Source organism: Streptomyces sp. NBC_00038 (assembly GCF_026343635.1).
GTDB lineage: Bacteria > Actinomycetota > Actinomycetes > Streptomycetales > Streptomycetaceae > Streptomyces.
In genome coordinates, this window is record NZ_JAPELQ010000001.1 from 6574714 (window position 1) to 6589408 (window position 14695).

Below are 14695 nucleotides of genomic sequence, written 5' to 3' on the forward strand. Positions count from 1 at the left end.
GATCACCACATTTGGTCAAGCAAACTCACACGGGCCGAGCGAAGGGCCGAGCCAAGGACCGAGCAAGGGTCGAGCAAGGCGACGAGAAGGACTCACGCCCGCTGCCGCGTCGGCAGTGACACCGTCACCGCCAGCCCCGCACCCGGCGATGTGCGCACCGCCACCTCGCCCCCGTGCGCGGTCACCACACCCTGCACGATCGCCATGCCCAGCCCGCTGCCCGCCCCACCGCCCGCCCGGAAGAACCGGTCGAAGATACGCGCCGCGTCGTCCTCCGCAAGCCCCGGACCCTCGTCCGCGACACACAGTCGTACGACACCGTCCGCGCGCTCCAGACCGAGCCGCACCGGCACCTCCGCGGGCGTATGGGTACGTACGTTGCCCACGAGGTTGCCGAGCACCTGCCGCAGCCCCGACTCGTCGGCGTGCACGAGGAGCGTACCGTCGGCGCCGACGGTCACCGGGCGGTCCGGCTGCTGGGCCCGCAGATCCTCCGCTGCGTCCCGTACCAGCCGGCTCAGGTCGACGTTCTTGAAGCGCAGTTCGGGCCGCTGGTCGAGCCGGGCAAGCGTGAGCAGCTCGTCCACGAGGCGCCCCATGCGGTCGGCCTCCGCGTGCATCCGGTCCCAGGCCCGCCTGCGCTCGGCCGGATCGGGCAGCATGCCCTTCTCGATCAACTGGAGATAGCCGCGTATCGCGGACAGCGGCGTGCGCAGCTCGTGCGAGGCGTCGCCGACGAACCGGCGCAGCTGGGCCGCGCTCTGCTCACGCGTCCGGTGCGCCGACTCGACCTGGTGGAGCATGGAGTTGAGGGCGATCCGCAGCTGCTCGACCTCCTGGGTCGGATGGCGGTTGGAGGGCACCCGCCGGGTCAGATCCCCCTCGGCGATGGCCGACGAGGTCTCCACCATGTCCTCCAGCGGCCGCATCCGGCGGCGCACGCTGAACATCGTCAGGCATCCGAGCAGCGCCAACAGCAGTGTCCCGAAGGCCACATCGAGCTTGAGCGCCTTCGCGATGCCGTTGTGCAGCCCGTCGGTGGAGGTGGCGAGCAGGACGTACGTGCCGTCGGCGAGCCGCGCCCCCGTGGTCCGGTAGGCGGCGCCCTGCACGGTGACGTCGTGCGGTTCGGGGTCAGCGGTGAGTGCGCGCGGGTCGTCCACGGCGGCGGCCAGGGCGAGCTGGGAACCGGTCAGCTTGAAGCCGCCTATGGAGACGGCGGTCCCGCTCCCGTCGACGGCCGTGAAGATCGAGTCCGGCGTCGGCGAGTTGTCCGTCTCCGGTACGAGCCGGTCGCGTATGAAGGTAAGCGCGCTCAGTGAGTCGATCTGCCGCATGGTGAGCTGCGAACTGCCCAGTGAGTCACGCGTCTTGGCCAGATCCGCGTCGATCTGGTCGAGCAGATAGTGCCGCATGCCCATCAGGCTCACGGCGGTCGCCATGATGATGCCCAGGGCCAGCAGCGCCACGTTCGCGAGCGTGAGTCCGCCGCGCAGCGAGTGGACTCCGTGGTGGCTGTGGGCACGGCGGATCCTCAGGGGCGGGATCACCACGCGCCAGACGCTCATGCGAGCCCGTATCCGACGCCCCGCCGGGTCTGGATCACCGGCGGCCCCAGCGGTTCCAGCTTGCGGCGCAGGTAGCTGATGTACGTCTCCACGACGGTCGACTCGGCCGAGTGCTCGTACTGCCATACGTGGCGCAGGAGTTGTTCCTTGGGGACGATCCGACCGCCGTTGCGGACCAGGAAGCGCAGCAGGGCGTACTCGGTGGGGGTGAGCTCCACCGTGCGGTCCCCGCGGTGCACGCGGTACGTCGTCTCGTCCAGCTCCAGATCGCCGTACCGCAGGGGCGGCCGCTCCGGCAGGATGTCCGCCGTGCGCGTGCGGCGCAGTACAGCGGTGATCCGGGCAACGACCTCGTCGATGTTGAACGGCTTGGTGATGTAGTCGTCGCCGAAGCCGAGCGCGCCCACGATCTCGGCCGGCGCGTCCCGAGCGGTGAGGAACACGATCGCCAGGTCGGGCTGGCGCAGGCGCAGCTCGCGGCCCAGCGCCCGGCCGTCGCCGTCCGGCAGCATCACGTCGAGCAGCGCCGCGTCGGGGCGGGTGCGCTCGGCGAGCGTGAGCGCCTGGCGGACGGTGCTCGCCACCATCACCTCGAAGCGGTGGTAGCGCAGGGCGATGGTGAGGACGTCGGCGATGCTCGGCTCGTCCTCGACGACGAGGACGGTGGATCCCTCGTGAGCGGTCATGCCCCCAGTATCCGCGGCGCCACTGACAGCGGGGCGGTTCCGCTCTTTGGAGTTCCTTGAGAGTCATGGGCGGGCGGTGCCACGCGGCGGGAGGTGCGGAGATCCTGAGGGCTCAGGACCCGGGGGACCCGACGAAGGAGCGTTGAGCGTGGCGACATTGGCGCGGTGGTGCTATCGGCACCGGCTGGTGGTCCTGTTGCTGTGGGTGGGGGCGCTGTTCGGACTGGGCTTCGCGGGTTCGGCCGCGGGCACGAACTATGCGGACACCTTCTCTCTTCCCAACACGGACTCCAAGAGCGCGTACGACCTGATGGAGAAGGCCTTCCCGGAGCGGGCGGGCGACACCGACACGGTGGTGTGGAAGGTCGACAGCGGATCGGTGCGGGACGAGTCCGTACGGTCCCGGATCGAGCCCGCGCTCATCGAGATCGGCAAGATGAAGGGCGTCGGCGACGTCACGAACCCGTACGCGGCCGGTGGCGCCGCGCAGATCAGCGAGGACGGGCGGATCGCCTACGCCCAGGTCACCTTCGCCGAGCAGGCGAACGCGGTACCGAAGGAACTCGTCCAGGACGTCGTCGACACCTCGCAGGACGCCGAACGCGCGGGTCTCGACGTGGAGCTGGGCGGCCAGGCGATCCAGCGCGTCCAGGAGCCGCCGACCGGCCTCGCCGAGCTGGTGGGCGTCGCGGCGGCCGCGATCGTCCTGTACCTGGCCTTCGGCTCGTTCCTCGCGATGCTGCTGCCGATCGGCATCGCCATCTTCGGCGTGGGCACCGGCATGTTCTCGACCCAGCTCCTCAGCCATGTCACGAACGTGCCCGAACTCGCCTCGTTGCTGGCCACGTTGATCGGTCTCGGCGTCGGCATCGACTACGCGCTGTTCATCGTGACCCGGCACCGGCGCGGCCTGATGCGCGGCGAGAAGCCGGAGGACGCGGCGGTCACGGCCCTCAACACCTCTGGGCGGGCAGTGCTGTTCGCGGGTGGCACGGTGGTCATCGCGCTCGCCGGAATGCTCGTGATGAACATGCGCTTCCTGGACGGTGTGGTCGTCGGCACCGCGGTCACCGTCGTGCTGAGCGTCCTCGCGGCCATCACCCTGCTGCCCGCGCTGCTCGGCCTGCTCGGCACCCGGGTGCTCAGCCGCCGCCAGCGGCGCAAGCTCGCGGCCGAGGGACCGCAGCCGGACCGTACGAGCGGCCTGGCGGTGCGCTGGTCCGCGAACGTAGAGCGCAACCCGCGCAAGGTCGCCGCGCTGGCCGTGGTCGTCATGGCCGTCCTCGCGCTGCCGCTGCTGTCGCTCCGGCTCGGCACCACCGACCAGGGCAACGACGACGCGTCGTCGACGACCCGGCAGGCGTACGACCTGCTGGCCGAGGGCTTCGGCCCCGGCTTCAACGGCCCCCTCCAGGTGGTCACGGAGAGCCCCGACACCGAAAGCCTGGTCACGGGCATCCGCGCGACCGAGGGAGTCGCCCAGGTGGTCGCCCTGCCGCCCGGCCAGGGCGTCACGGTGATCCAGGTCGTGCCGACCACGTCACCGCAGTCCGTGGAGACGGACGAGCTCATCGACACCCTGCGCGACCAGGTGATCCCGGAAGCGGGCGTCACCGCCCATGTCGGCGGCGTGACAGCGGTCTCCAAGGACTTCTCGTCCGTGACCGCGGACCGGCTGCCGTACTTCGTCCTGGCCATCATCGGCCTGGGCTTCCTGCTCCTGATGGTCGCCTTCCGCTCGATCGTCGTACCGCTGACGGCGGCGGTGATGAACCTGATCGCGGCCGCCGCGTCCTTCGGCGTACTCGTCGCGGTCTTCCAGTACGGCTGGGGCCTGGACCTCCTCGGCCTCGGCAAGGAAGGCCCGATCAACTCCTTCCTGCCCGTCATCATGCTCTCGCTCCTCTTCGGCCTCTCGATGGACTACCAGGTGTTCCTGGTGAGCCGGATGCACGAGGAATGGGTGCACACGAAGGACAACGCACGCGCGGTCCGCGTCGGCCTGGCGGAGACCAGCCGGGTCATCAACTCCGCCGCCCTGATCATGGTCTGCGTCTTCCTGGCCTTCGTACTGAGCGGTGACACGGGCGCCGCGATGGCGGGCGTCGGCCTGGCGGCGGCGGTCGCACTGGACGCCTTCATCCTCCGTACGGCCCTGGTGCCGGCCGCGATGCATCTGCTCGGCAAGTCCAACTGGTGGCTGCCCGCCGGTCTGGAGAAGCGGCTGCCGCATCTGGCCGTGGAGCCGAAGGAGGACGGTTCAGGGCCCGGCCCTGCCGCGGCCTCGTCCGGCGCGACGGTGGTCCACGGCTTCGTCCGCGACGGGGAGGGCGCCCCGGTCGACGGCGCGGTCATCCTGCTGCTCTCGAAGGGCGGCCGCCAGCTCGACCGCGTGACGTCCCTGGCGGACGGCTCGTACATCGTCTCCGTGCCGGTCCCGGGCACCTATCTGGTGGCGGCGACGGCTCCCTCGTACGCGCCCCGCGCACGGCATGTGGTCGTGACCGATGAACCGCTGGTGCACGACGTGGAGTTGGCCGAGGGGGAGGTAGACGCGGTCAACTGAGGGGCTCGGCTGAAATGAGGGGTGTGCTCCGGAGGGCTGTCGTCCGGAGCGCGCCCCTCAACGCTTCTTCGCGGGGTCGGGGAGCGCGTTCGTCATCCCCGGCAGGAAGTCCGTGAACAGCTCGTGCACCTCGTGGACGAGCGGCCGCAGGATACGGAAACGGGCCAGGGAGACGCCGCGTGCGGTGAGGCGGGCGCCCCGCTCGGCGAGCCGGTAGCTGCGCTCGCGCCCCTCGGTCCGGTCGAAGACCCAGTACAGGACGAGCCCCATCTGAGAGAGCCACATCAACTCCGGCAGGGCGTCGCGGAGTTCCTCCGGCACCTTGGTCTTGGCCCCGGCGAGCGCCTCGCGGTGAACGCTGATGGCCTCCTCGCGCGCGTGCTCCGACTCGGGGGAGAAGGGGCTGAGCGGGCTGTCCGGGTCGGCGGCATTCTTGAAGAACTGCACCGCGAACTCGTGGTACGGCGTGGCGATGTCCAGCCACGCCTTCAGCACCCCGCCGAGCCGCGCCTCCAGATCGGTCTCCCGGTCCAGCACCTCCCGGACCGCCGCCTGATGCTCCTTGGCGATCCGGTCGTAGAAGCCCTGGATCAGGTGCTCCTTGCCGGCGAAGTAGTAGTACGCGTTGCCGACGGAGACCCCGGCCTCCTGGGCGATGGCCCGCATGGTCGTCTTGTCGTACCCCCGTTCCTGGAACAGCCGCATCGCTGTCTCCAGGATCAGGGCGCGGGTCTGCTCGCTCTTGCCGGGGCCCTTTTCGGGGCCTTTCTCCGGGGGGAGCGCTTTGTCGGAGCCGGGGCTGTCTGTCGGTACTGGCACGGGGAGGAGCCTAACGAGTGGAACAGGTGCCGCTGTCGCAGCCGGGAGGGTTGTTGGTGCGGTCTGTGGGAGGGGTGGCGGTGCGGCCTGTGGGGCGGTTGGTGGTCCAGTCCGTCGGAGGGTTGTAGGACCAGCCCGTCCGAGGGTCGTAGACCCATCCGTCACCGCTGTAGTAGGCGCTCCCGCCCCAGCCGCTGCCGCTGCTGCCGCCCCAGCCGCCGCTGCCCGCGTTTCGGCTGTCGCGCCACTTGGCGGCGGCGAGCATCGCGCCCTTTGCGAGACGCGCACCGGCCGGCGTGCTCAACCGGTGGGCGAGCGGCCGGTGCTCGCGCAGCGCCCACAGGCATACGACCCAGGCGGCGGACCCCCGGTACACCTGCCCGCCGTCCCCCACGACGGTGATCTCGTCGAGGGTGGCCCGCTGGTCCAGCGCCGGGAACCGCTCCCCGGCCTCGTCGGACCCGGCCGGCACGAACCGGAGCGGCACCAGCTGTGGCTGCTTGCCCAGCCAGTCGCGCAGGAAGGTACAGAGCGAGCACTGGGCGTCGTACAGGACGGTGAGCCCGAGGACCGGGACGCGCGCGGCGTCCCGGTCCCGGGTGGCTGGGATGCCGGCCATCGCCCGTCACGCCCCGGCCGACGGAGCGATCCAGTCGGTCGGCGCGACGGGCGGCAGCTGCTCCCGCTCCATGACACCCCGGCGCCGGATCTTGTTGAGCACGTACACGTTGCCGAGGTGCATGACCCCGAGCACGAGCAGCACCACACCGAGCTTGGTCGACAGGGCCTCGAAGACCTCGCGGGCGTTCGCGATCTCGTCGTCCCCGTTGAGATAGAGAGCGACGAAGCCCAGGTTGACCAGGTAGAAGCCCACCACCAGCAGGTGGTTGACGGCGTCGGCGAGCTTCTCGTTCCCGTTCAGCACGTCGGCCAGAAAGATCCGCCCGTTGTGGCTCAGCGTGCGCGCCACCCAGACGGTCAGCGCGATGCTGACCAGCAGATAGATGACGTACGAGACGACCGTGAGGTCCATGTCCCCACCCCTCCATGCTTTCTTGAACGCGTTCAAAACGCTGTCGAGAAAGAATCTAGACCCGCTTTTGAACATGTTCAAGTCGGAGAGGGTGGTGGGGTGGGGTGAGGGTGGTCACGCCTGCCGGCAGAACTCTGGGCCGAGGGGGGGCTATGCCTGCCGGCGGAACTCTGGCCGGAGGGCGGCTATGCCTGCCGGCTGAGCTCGGGCCGCTTGCTGTAGTCGGTGAGGCCGATGACGTTCCCCCAGGGATCGGCGAACTCGACGGTCCACCCGGTGGCGCCGCGGAATGGCGCGTCGAGGGTCTGGACACCCGCCGCGGCCAGCACCCCGGCCACCGCCCGCGCATCCCGCACCTCCAGCCACACCCGCACCGAGGCCCACACCGGCGCCCGCCGACTCAACTCCTCGTCCAGCCGCAGCAACACCCCCGGCGTCTCCTTCCCCACCTTCAGCAGGGCGATCCCGGCCTCGTCGAGCCGGAACGCGACGGGGAAGCCGGCCCGCTCATAGAAGTCCACGGCCTCGTCGAGGTTCCCGACGGGCAGGAGTGCGTTGTCGAAACCGAGCAGCTCGTACGACTCATCATCTGACATGTCGTCAGATTAGAGCGCTGTCGGCTTCTTCCCGTTCATGGTGGCGGCGTGGCGATCGCCGGAGTCGTGGCCTGCCGCGGCCGCCCTCGGTCCCGAGACTGTCCGCCGCACCCGGCCCATTGCTGGAGAAGGCCTACGCGGGAGGCGGGCGGCTGCGTCAGTGGGTGCCCTGCTGGGTCAGTGGGGTGCCCTGTTCTCCTGGAGTGTCCGGTCTTGGGCACGGACTTCTCTCCAGGCCCCTCGCTCCTGCAATATGACCGACAGTCCTGTTCGGCCATTTGGTCGACAGGCGTGCCCAGCGTTCTTCGCGCGGAGACCAGGAGCGACCACCTTGACCGACCAGCCCCAGCACCCCGAGCAGCCGCAGCCGCCGCAGCAGCCCTCGGACCAGCCGCCCGGCTACGGCTATCCGAACCCCGGCCCCGTCCCGCCCGACGGTGCGAACCCGTACGGGGCGGGCCAGGCGGGCGCGTATCAGCAGCCGGGTCCGGGGGCGTACCAGCAGCCGGGCGCCTACCAGCAGCCCGGCCCGTACGGCTACCCGCAGCAGGGTTACCCGATGGGCGCCGTGCCGCCCGGCATGTACACGGGCGACCCCAACGCCCCGTACGGCTACGACCCTTACGGCCGCCCGTACTCCGACAAGTCGAAGATCGTCGCGGGGATTCTCCAGCTCACCCTCGGCAGCCTCGGCATCGGGCGTTTCTACATAGGCAGCGTCGGCATCGGGATCGCCCAGCTCTTCACCTGCGGTGGTCTGGGCATCTGGGCCCTGATCGACGGGATCCTCCTGCTGACCGGCAACACCGCCACGGATTCCCAGGGGCGGATCCTGCGTGGCTGAGCCCGCGGCCGGGCGAGGTGCCGGGCGGGGGACCGTCCTGCGGCACCCGGCGACGGCACCCCTCGCGGTGCTCGTCGCCGGGGTCGCGGGCGCTGGCTATCTCTACGGCACCGATCCGCATGAGCCGGGGCATCTGCTGCCCCAGTGCCCGTTCCGCTACCTCACCGGGCTGCTCTGCCCGGCCTGTGGCGGGACCCGCATGGTGTACGACCTGATGCATGGCCAGTTCACCGCGGCCTGGCACGACAACAGGGTGCTGCTGCTGGCTTCCCCGTTCGCACTGGTGCTGTTGGGGCGCTGGTTCGTGGAAGGGGTGCGCGGGCGCCGCTGGCGTCCCACCCTGAGTCCCCGGGCCCAGGTGCTGGTGCTGTTGGTGGCCGTGGCGTGGACCGTGGTCCGTAACGCTGTGTGAGGCCTGTGAGGCGGCCAAATTGCCCTGGAGGCAGCCACGTTGGGGCAAAAGCCCCGACCCCCCGGTCGGTCACGGCATCTCCACGGAGAATTTGGCCGGAATTTGATCACGGATATGGAACGATCCACAGCGATCGGGCGTTCTCACTCCCACCGTCCCCCTCAGTTTCTCTATGCTTCCGACGTCTCAGGGGGGATGGCGCGGTAAGTCCTACGCCATCGCAGTACGGGCTATTTGCCATGGGTTCCCTCCTGGATCCCCCGGAGCACTCCGCTCCGGTCTCTCATCGGTCATCCCAGGAGCAACTTCCATGTCTGTCCCCACCCCTGACGCACCGTTCGGCGTCGACCACCAGGGCCGCCCCCTGTCCGACAAGTCCAAGATCACCGCGGGCCTCCTCCAGCTCTTCCTGGGTGGCCTCGGTGCCGGCCGTTTCTACGTCGGTTCCACGGGCGTGGCCATCGCCCAGCTCTTCACCTGCGGTGGTCTGGGCATATGGGCCCTGATCGACGCGATCCTGTTCTTCACGAGCAACGACCGCACGGACAAGCAGGGTCGCGTGCTGCGCGGCTGACGCTGCCGTATGCGACGAGGGTCCCGTACCCGGTACAGCGCCGACGCTGATGACCAATTCGGGGCCTCCGGTGACGTCGGTTCTCAAGACCCGGTTGTGGTCCTGGGAACCGACGTTGTCGTGTGGGGAGCCGCATCGCCAGCCCCCTGATCGCCTGTACAGGCGATCAGGGGGCTCCGGACGACGAAGGCCGCGCCGACGGTAGCCATGCTGTCCCGTCGGGCGTGTACGAAGCCCGCCCTCCTGGGAACCTCGGACTGAAATGCTCAGAGGCTGATGGGGCATAGGGGGAGGCTGAGATTCATGCGACGGGTGCTGGCGGTGCACTTCGCGCCGTGCGCGCTGGTCGTCGCCGGCGTGCTCGCTCTCGTGCGGGCGGGCAGCTTTTCCGGGCGCAGCGACTGGCGTGCCGTGTGGCCGGAGCGCCCGGCGGCGGTGCTGGGAGTGCTGGCGACGGTCTCGGTTTGCGCGTCGCTCCTGGGCCTCCTGCTGCAACCGTTCCAGGTGCGGGCGGTGCGAGTGCTGGAGGGGTACTGGGACCGGTGGCCTGCCACAGCCGGGCTTGCTGGGGTGCTCGTGGAAGTACAGCGGCGGCGGTGGGAGGCGCTACGAGAGCGGGCGGAGGGGACCACGAGGACCGAGGCCGCGCAGCATGTGAGAGCCGACGCACAACGGCGGTTGGCGCTGCATCCGCCCGAGGAGGTGCTATTGCCCACAGCTCTGGGCAACGCGCTGAGGGCCGGGGAACTGAGCGCCGGGGAGCGTTACGGCCTGACGACGCTGTCCTCCTGGCCACGGGTGTACATGCAGGTCTCGGACCGGATGGCCGACGTTCTGCGTTCCGCACGAGACGCACTCGATGCGGCCGTGAACTTGTGCTGGTCGTTCCTGGCTCTGACGGTGACATCGGTGGCGGCGCTGCATGAGGAGCCCTCGCAGTGGTGGCTGTGCGGCAGTGGGCTGTTGTCGGCGGGTGTCGCGTACAAGGGGGCGGTGATCGCGGCACAGACGTACGCGGGGCTGATGCATGTGGTGTACGACTTGCATCGCTTCGATCTGCTGGAAGCGATGCACTACCGGCTGCCGCCGGACCGGGAGGCCGAGGAGGAGGTGTTCGTGCAGGTCTCGGATCTGCTCAACGGACTGCGGCCTCCCGATCTCCGGTATGAGCACAGGGACGCGTGGCGGGCCGGTTCAGACGCCCACGACGCTGACGGCACCGCAGACGCCTAGGACGTGTATGTCGAAGACCTGACCGCTCTCCGCGGGTCGGACTTCTGGGGCAGCGCGTATGCGAGTGAGGACGGCGCCGGTGTGGTGGATCCGGACGAGCGCGTCACGCGGGACGGTCAGGCGGACATGGCCGCCGATGGCGGTGACATGGAGAACCACACTGGCGTGGCCCGTTCCGCTCAGATCGGCACGCAGCTCCCCCACTACGGCGCGCAGGGCGAGAGGACCGCTGGGGGACTTGGGGATGTCGACCCGGCCCGTCGACAGAACGCGGGTCGTGCCTGCGGCCCGGCCCGCTGACAGCAACAGGGCGGCTCCCATCAGGGCGAGCGCGCAAGGCACGACGCGGTCCGCGAGCGTCTCGCGTGCCACTCCGCCTGACGCGGCGAGACCGCCCAGAGCCACGGCGCCGAGCAGCAGAGGACCGATGAGCGAGCCGACGGGTATGGCCGAGCGGAGCAGATTCAGGGCGGCGAGTCCGAGCAGGGCCCACGGCCACCAGTCGGCCGCGATCGCGGCGGCCGTGTGGAGCCGATGGGCAGCGTCCCCGGCGATGTAACTTCCGACGGCGAGCGCCAGTACGCCGCCCCACATCCGCGTTCGCGATGTACGGCCCTCCCGCCCGTCGCCGTGCATCGCTCCCACCCTTTGCCGAACCGGTCAGCCGCAGAGCGGCGCGGCGGCAATCGTAATGGGGGACGGGAACGCTCCTGATCCGAGGGCGGGATCTGCCGGTGGAGGGGCTGTCAGCCTCGTGCTTCCCGTAGCTTCCTGAGTTCCTCCTCGAGTCCTTGGGAGTCGCAGGTCGCGTGCACCTCGGGCGGCAGGTCACGCAATGGGCAGTCGGCCGAGTGCTTGAACTGATTCCGTTTCTCAAGGTATTCGGCGATCGCCTGTGGGCCGGCCTTCACTGCCGCGTGCCAATTTCTTTTGTGCCACGCGCCGAAGTGCACGGTGCCGAAATCCGCCGGGCAGCCGTCTTGGCGGCAGTGCACGGGGTGGCCTGGGTGCCCGGGCAGTGTTGCTGCGTGCAGACTCACTGGCTGTCTCCTTGGCTGGAGGGGGAGGCGTCGTTGGGGGGAAAGTCTCTTCCCGCTCCTTCGAGCGCTGGTCGACGGCAAGCTCCATTCCCACGATCGCGCTGATCTCGATCACGGTGCACGCGATCACGGTCCAGGCAGCCGCAGTGCGCCAATCCGATGGATGGCCGTGCGGTGGCGCCAGGACGGCGGCGACGCTGAGGCCGATGAGGACCAGTCCCAGATCGAAGCACCGGTTCGCCCTGTTGTTGTATCGGAGCCACTTTTGGTAGTCGTCGTTCTGCCATTTGCGCAGATATTTCTCGACCGCCGTTCCCTCTTCCGGCGGAGGCTGGGGGATCCAGTCGTAGACGTCTTGGCGTGAGTACAGGAACTTGCGTGCGTAGTAGCCCAATTGAATGGTGGCTATGAGAAGCATCGCGGTGACGACGAGCAGGAGAAGAGTGAAACCGGGCCACCGGAAGGTGCCCCTGTCCGCGCTGGCCACCACTCCCGACAATGAGAGTGCCGCCGCGGCCAGCAGGGGCGCCGCGATGAAGTGGACCTCTTTGACACCCTGCCCGTACCCCAACGGGTCCGGCTTTTCCCAAGCCAGGTCTATAGAGTCGTCCGACTCGGCCATCCGATCCCCCCGAATCAGTTGAACTCAGGACAGACCCTTCGGAGTGTGACGGTGAAACCCGCCCATGGGAGGGGCTGGATCAAGCCAAAACGGAAGAGGGCCCTGCTCCCGCTGATGCGGAAACAGGGCCCTGTTGCGATGCCGAAAGGCGTCAGAACCGCCGAGTGATCAACGCCCGCTTGACCTCCTGGATCGCCTTAGTGACCTCGATCCCCCGAGGGCAGGCGTCCGTGCAGTTGAACGTGGTGCGGCAGCGCCACACGCCGTCCTTGTCGTTGAGGATCTCCAGGCGCTGCTCGCCCGCCTCGTCGCGCGAGTCGAAGATGAACCGATGCGCGTTGACGATGGCGGCCGGGCCGAAGTACTGGCCGTCGTTCCAGAAGACCGGGCACGAGGACGTGCACGCCGCGCAGAGGATGCACTTCGTGGTGTCGTCGAAGCGCTCGCGGTCCTCCGCCGTCTGGAGACGTTCGCGGGTCGGCTCGTTGGTGTCCTTCGTGATGAGGAAGGGCATCACGTCGCGGTACGCCTGGAAGAACGGCTCCATGTCGACGATCAGGTCCTTGAGGACCGTCAGGCCCTTGATGGGCTCGACCGTGATCGGCTTCTCGGGGTTGAGGTCCTTGATCAGTGTCTTGCAGGCAAGGCGGTTCTTGCCGTTGATCCGCATGGCGTCCGAGCCGCAGATGCCGTGCGCGCAGGAGCGGCGGAAGGTGAGGGTGCCGTCCTGGTCCCACTTGATCTTGTGGAGGGCGTCGAGGACGCGCTCCTTCGGGTCGATCTCCAGCTGGAAGTCTTCCCAGGCCGCCTCCGCCGAGACTTCGGAGTTGAAGCGGCGGATGCGGAACGTGGCGGTGATGTACGGGGAGTCGGCGAAGCCTGCCTCAGGCTTGTCGGCGGGCTCCGCCTTGTCCAGGGTCGGTGTTGCCATCAGTACTTACGCTCCATCGGCTGGTAGCGGGTCTGGACGACCGGCTTGTAGTCGAGACGGATGGACTCGGTGCCGTCGTCGCCGACCTCGCGGTACGCCATGGTGTGGCGCATGAAGTTGACGTCGTCGCGGTTCGGGTAGTCCTCGCGGTAGTGACCGCCGCGGGACTCCTTGCGCGCCAGTGCGGAGGTCGCCATGACCTCGGCCAGGTCGAGCAGGTTGCCCAGCTCGATGGCCTCCAGGAGGTCGGTGTTGAAGCGGCGGCCCTTGTCCTGGATCGAGACGTTCCGGTAGCGCTCGCGCAGCTCCGCGATCTTCTCGACCGCCGTCTTGATCGTCTGCTCGGTGCGGAACACCATCACGTTGGCGTCCATGCACTCCTGGAGCTCCAGGCGCAGGGTCGCGACCCGCTCCGTGCCCGTCGAATTGCGCAGGTGCTCGACCTGCGACACGACCAGCGAGGACGGGTCCTCGGGCAGCTCGACGTATTCGGCCTTCGCCGAGTACTCGGCGGCCGCGATACCCGCGCGCTTCCCGAACACGTTGATGTCGAGGAGGGAGTTCGTGCCCAGGCGGTTCGCGCCGTGCACCGACACGCACGCGACCTCGCCGGCCGCGTACAGACCGGGAACCACGGTCGTGTTGTCGCTCAGCACCTCACCCTGGACGTTCGTCGGGATGCCGCCCATCGCGTAGTGCGCGGTGGGCTGGATCGGGATCGGGTCCGTGTACGGCTCGATGCCCAGGTACGTACGCGCGAACTCCGTGATGTCCGGGAGCTTCGCGTCCAGCTGCTCCGGCGGGAGGTGGGTGAGGTCGAGGTAGACGTGGTCGCCCTCGGGGCCGCAGCCACGGCCTTCCCGGATCTCCGTGTAGATGGAGCGGGACACGACGTCACGGGACGCGAGGTCCTTCATGACCGGCGCGTACTTCTCCATGAAGCGCTCGCCGTCCTTGTTGCGGAGGATGCCGCCCTCACCGCGGGCGCCCTCCGTCAGCAGGATGCCCATGCGCCAGATGCCGGTCGGGTGGAACTGGAAGAACTCCATGTCCTCCAGCGGCAGCCCGCGACGGTAGACCGCGGCCTGACCGTCACCGGTCAGCGTGTGCGCGTTCGACGTCACCTTGAAGAACTTGCCGGTGCCGCCGGACGCGTAGATCACGGCCTTCGCCTGGAAGACGTGGATCTCGCCGGTCGCCAGTTCGTACGCCACGACACCGGCCGACCGCTTGACGCCGTCGACCTCGACGATCAGCTGGTCGAGGACGTAGAACTCGTTGAAGAACTCCACGCCCTCCTTGACGCAGTTCTGGTACAGCGTCTGGAGGATCATGTGGCCGGTGCGGTCGGCCGCGTAGCAGGAGCGGCGCACCGGCGCCTCACCGTGGTTGCGGCTGTGACCGCCGAAGCGGCGCTGGTCGATCGTGCCGTCGGGCGTCCGGTTGAAGGGAAGGCCCATCTTCTCCAGGTCGAGGACCGAGTCGATGGCCTCCTTCGCCAGGATCTCGGCGGCGTCCTGGTCGACCAGGTAGTCACCGCCCTTGACGGTGTCGAAGGTGTGCCACTCCCAGTTGTCCTCTTCCACGTTGGCGAGCGCGGCGGCCATGCCGCCCTGCGCGGCGCCCGTGTGGGAGCGGGTGGGGTAGAGCTTCGTCAGCACGGCGGTGCGGCTGCGCTTCGTCGCCTCGATGGCGGCGCGCATGCCGGCGCCGCCGGCGCCGACGATGACGGTGTCGTACTTGTGGATCTTCATGAGTGGTTGCCTCAGCC

15 protein-coding genes are annotated in these 14695 nt (G+C 68.9%); 5 read left to right on the forward strand and 10 right to left on the reverse strand.

The features are described 5' to 3' along the window. Positions 1 to 92 precede the first annotated feature (92 nt). A complete protein-coding gene (locus tag OG219_RS29905) occupies positions 93 to 1568 on the reverse strand; it encodes a HAMP domain-containing sensor histidine kinase (RefSeq protein WP_266831630.1) in 1476 nt (491 codons plus the stop codon). After that, entirely contained in the window at positions 1565 to 2254 is a 690-nt protein-coding gene (locus tag OG219_RS29910; protein WP_266831632.1) for a response regulator transcription factor, read from the reverse strand. Before OG219_RS29910 ends, OG219_RS29905 begins: the two co-directional genes overlap by 4 nt. Before the next feature lie 157 nt (positions 2255 to 2411). Here OG219_RS29910 and OG219_RS29915 point away from each other — a divergent pair, with 157 nt between their 5' ends. Then, positions 2412 to 4820 (forward strand): MMPL family transporter, encoded by a 2409-nt coding sequence (locus tag OG219_RS29915; protein WP_266836275.1) that lies wholly within the window; start codon positions 2412 to 2414, stop codon positions 4818 to 4820. Positions 4821 to 4877: 57 nt separating this feature from the next. Here the strand turns inward: OG219_RS29915 and OG219_RS29920 are convergent, their stop codons facing one another. The 4 genes from OG219_RS29920 to OG219_RS29935 all read right to left on the reverse strand — a co-directional run bounded on the left by OG219_RS29920 (position 4878) and on the right by OG219_RS29935 (position 7268). Then, positions 4878 to 5543 (reverse strand): TetR family transcriptional regulator, encoded by a 666-nt coding sequence (locus OG219_RS29920; protein ID WP_266836276.1) that lies wholly within the window; start codon positions 5541 to 5543, stop codon positions 4878 to 4880. A gap of 106 nt (positions 5544 to 5649) precedes the next feature. Then, positions 5650 to 6258 carry a thiol-disulfide oxidoreductase DCC family protein gene (locus OG219_RS29925; RefSeq protein ID WP_266831634.1) on the reverse strand — a complete coding sequence of 203 codons (609 nt, stop codon included), beginning with the start codon at positions 6256 to 6258 and terminating at the stop codon, positions 5650 to 5652. 6 nt (positions 6259 to 6264) lie between these two features. Next, positions 6265 to 6672, reverse strand: coding sequence for a hypothetical protein (locus OG219_RS29930; protein ID WP_266831636.1), 408 nt, complete (start codon positions 6670 to 6672; stop codon positions 6265 to 6267). Between the two features lie 185 nt (positions 6673 to 6857). Then, complete coding sequence (locus tag OG219_RS29935) at positions 6858 to 7268, reverse strand: VOC family protein (RefSeq protein WP_266831638.1); 411 nt, start codon at positions 7266 to 7268, stop codon at positions 6858 to 6860. A 331-nt stretch (positions 7269 to 7599) separates the two neighbouring features. Between OG219_RS29935 and OG219_RS29940 the strand changes: the two genes are divergently transcribed. The 4 genes from OG219_RS29940 (at position 7600) to OG219_RS29955 (ending at position 10331) form a co-directional block, all read left to right on the forward strand. Further along, positions 7600 to 8112, forward strand: coding sequence for a TM2 domain-containing protein (locus tag OG219_RS29940; protein ID WP_266831640.1), 513 nt, complete (start codon positions 7600 to 7602; stop codon positions 8110 to 8112). Further along, positions 8105 to 8524, forward strand: a complete 420-nt coding sequence (locus OG219_RS29945) for a DUF2752 domain-containing protein (RefSeq protein ID WP_266831642.1) — start codon at positions 8105 to 8107, stop codon at positions 8522 to 8524. Before OG219_RS29940 ends, OG219_RS29945 begins: the two co-directional genes overlap by 8 nt. Before the next feature lie 310 nt (positions 8525 to 8834). After that, positions 8835 to 9098 (forward strand): TM2 domain-containing protein, encoded by a 264-nt coding sequence (locus OG219_RS29950; protein ID WP_266455555.1) that lies wholly within the window; start codon positions 8835 to 8837, stop codon positions 9096 to 9098. 303 nt (positions 9099 to 9401) lie between these two features. Next, the gene (locus OG219_RS29955; protein ID WP_266831644.1) at positions 9402 to 10331 is read left to right on the forward strand and encodes a hypothetical protein; all 930 of its coding nucleotides are present in this window, start codon (positions 9402 to 9404) and stop codon (positions 10329 to 10331) included. Here the strand turns inward: OG219_RS29955 and OG219_RS29960 are convergent. The 4 genes from OG219_RS29960 to sdhA all read right to left on the reverse strand — a co-directional run bounded on the left by OG219_RS29960 (position 10293) and on the right by sdhA (position 14678). Then, the gene (locus OG219_RS29960) at positions 10293 to 10967 is read right to left on the reverse strand and encodes a hypothetical protein (protein WP_266831646.1); all 675 of its coding nucleotides are present in this window, start codon (positions 10965 to 10967) and stop codon (positions 10293 to 10295) included. The two genes, OG219_RS29955 and OG219_RS29960, sit on opposite strands and share 39 nt — an antisense overlap. A 237-nt stretch (positions 10968 to 11204) precedes the next feature. After that, positions 11205 to 11993: a hypothetical protein gene (locus tag OG219_RS29965; RefSeq protein WP_266831648.1), complete on the reverse strand. Its 789-nt coding sequence runs from the start codon at positions 11991 to 11993 to the stop codon at positions 11205 to 11207. Between the two features lie 151 nt (positions 11994 to 12144). Then, positions 12145 to 12924, reverse strand: coding sequence for a succinate dehydrogenase iron-sulfur subunit (locus tag OG219_RS29970; protein ID WP_266831650.1), 780 nt, complete (start codon positions 12922 to 12924; stop codon positions 12145 to 12147). Then, complete coding sequence (gene sdhA, locus OG219_RS29975) at positions 12924 to 14678, reverse strand: succinate dehydrogenase flavoprotein subunit (protein ID WP_266831652.1); 1755 nt, start codon at positions 14676 to 14678, stop codon at positions 12924 to 12926. The genes OG219_RS29970 and sdhA overlap by 1 nt, the downstream gene beginning before the upstream one ends. Between the last annotated feature and the right edge of the window lie 17 nt (positions 14679 to 14695).

What these genes read in the sequence shown, in the direction of transcription:
- OG219_RS29905 (WP_266831630.1), bottom strand. Translation starts at nt 1,568, where the DNA reads ATGAGCGTCTGGCGCGTGGTGATCCCGCCCCTGAGGATCCGCCGTGCC.
- OG219_RS29910 (WP_266831632.1), bottom strand. Translation starts at nt 2,254, where the DNA reads ATGACCGCTCACGAGGGATCCACCGTCCTCGTCGTCGAGGACGAGCCG.
- OG219_RS29925 (WP_266831634.1), bottom strand. Translation starts at nt 6,258, where the DNA reads ATGGCCGGCATCCCAGCCACCCGGGACCGGGACGCCGCGCGCGTCCCG.
- OG219_RS29930 (WP_266831636.1), bottom strand. Translation starts at nt 6,672, where the DNA reads ATGGACCTCACGGTCGTCTCGTACGTCATCTATCTGCTGGTCAGCATC.
- OG219_RS29935 (WP_266831638.1), bottom strand. Translation starts at nt 7,268, where the DNA reads ATGTCAGATGATGAGTCGTACGAGCTGCTCGGTTTCGACAACGCACTC.
- OG219_RS29950 (WP_266455555.1), top strand. Translation starts at nt 8,835, where the DNA reads ATGTCTGTCCCCACCCCTGACGCACCGTTCGGCGTCGACCACCAGGGC.
- OG219_RS29955 (WP_266831644.1), top strand. Translation starts at nt 9,402, where the DNA reads ATGCGACGGGTGCTGGCGGTGCACTTCGCGCCGTGCGCGCTGGTCGTC.
- OG219_RS29960 (WP_266831646.1), bottom strand. Translation starts at nt 10,967, where the DNA reads ATGCACGGCGACGGGCGGGAGGGCCGTACATCGCGAACGCGGATGTGG.
- OG219_RS29965 (WP_266831648.1), bottom strand. Translation starts at nt 11,993, where the DNA reads ATGGCCGAGTCGGACGACTCTATAGACCTGGCTTGGGAAAAGCCGGAC.
- OG219_RS29970 (WP_266831650.1), bottom strand. Translation starts at nt 12,924, where the DNA reads ATGGCAACACCGACCCTGGACAAGGCGGAGCCCGCCGACAAGCCTGAG.
- sdhA (WP_266831652.1), bottom strand. Translation starts at nt 14,678, where the DNA reads ATGAAGATCCACAAGTACGACACCGTCATCGTCGGCGCCGGCGGCGCC.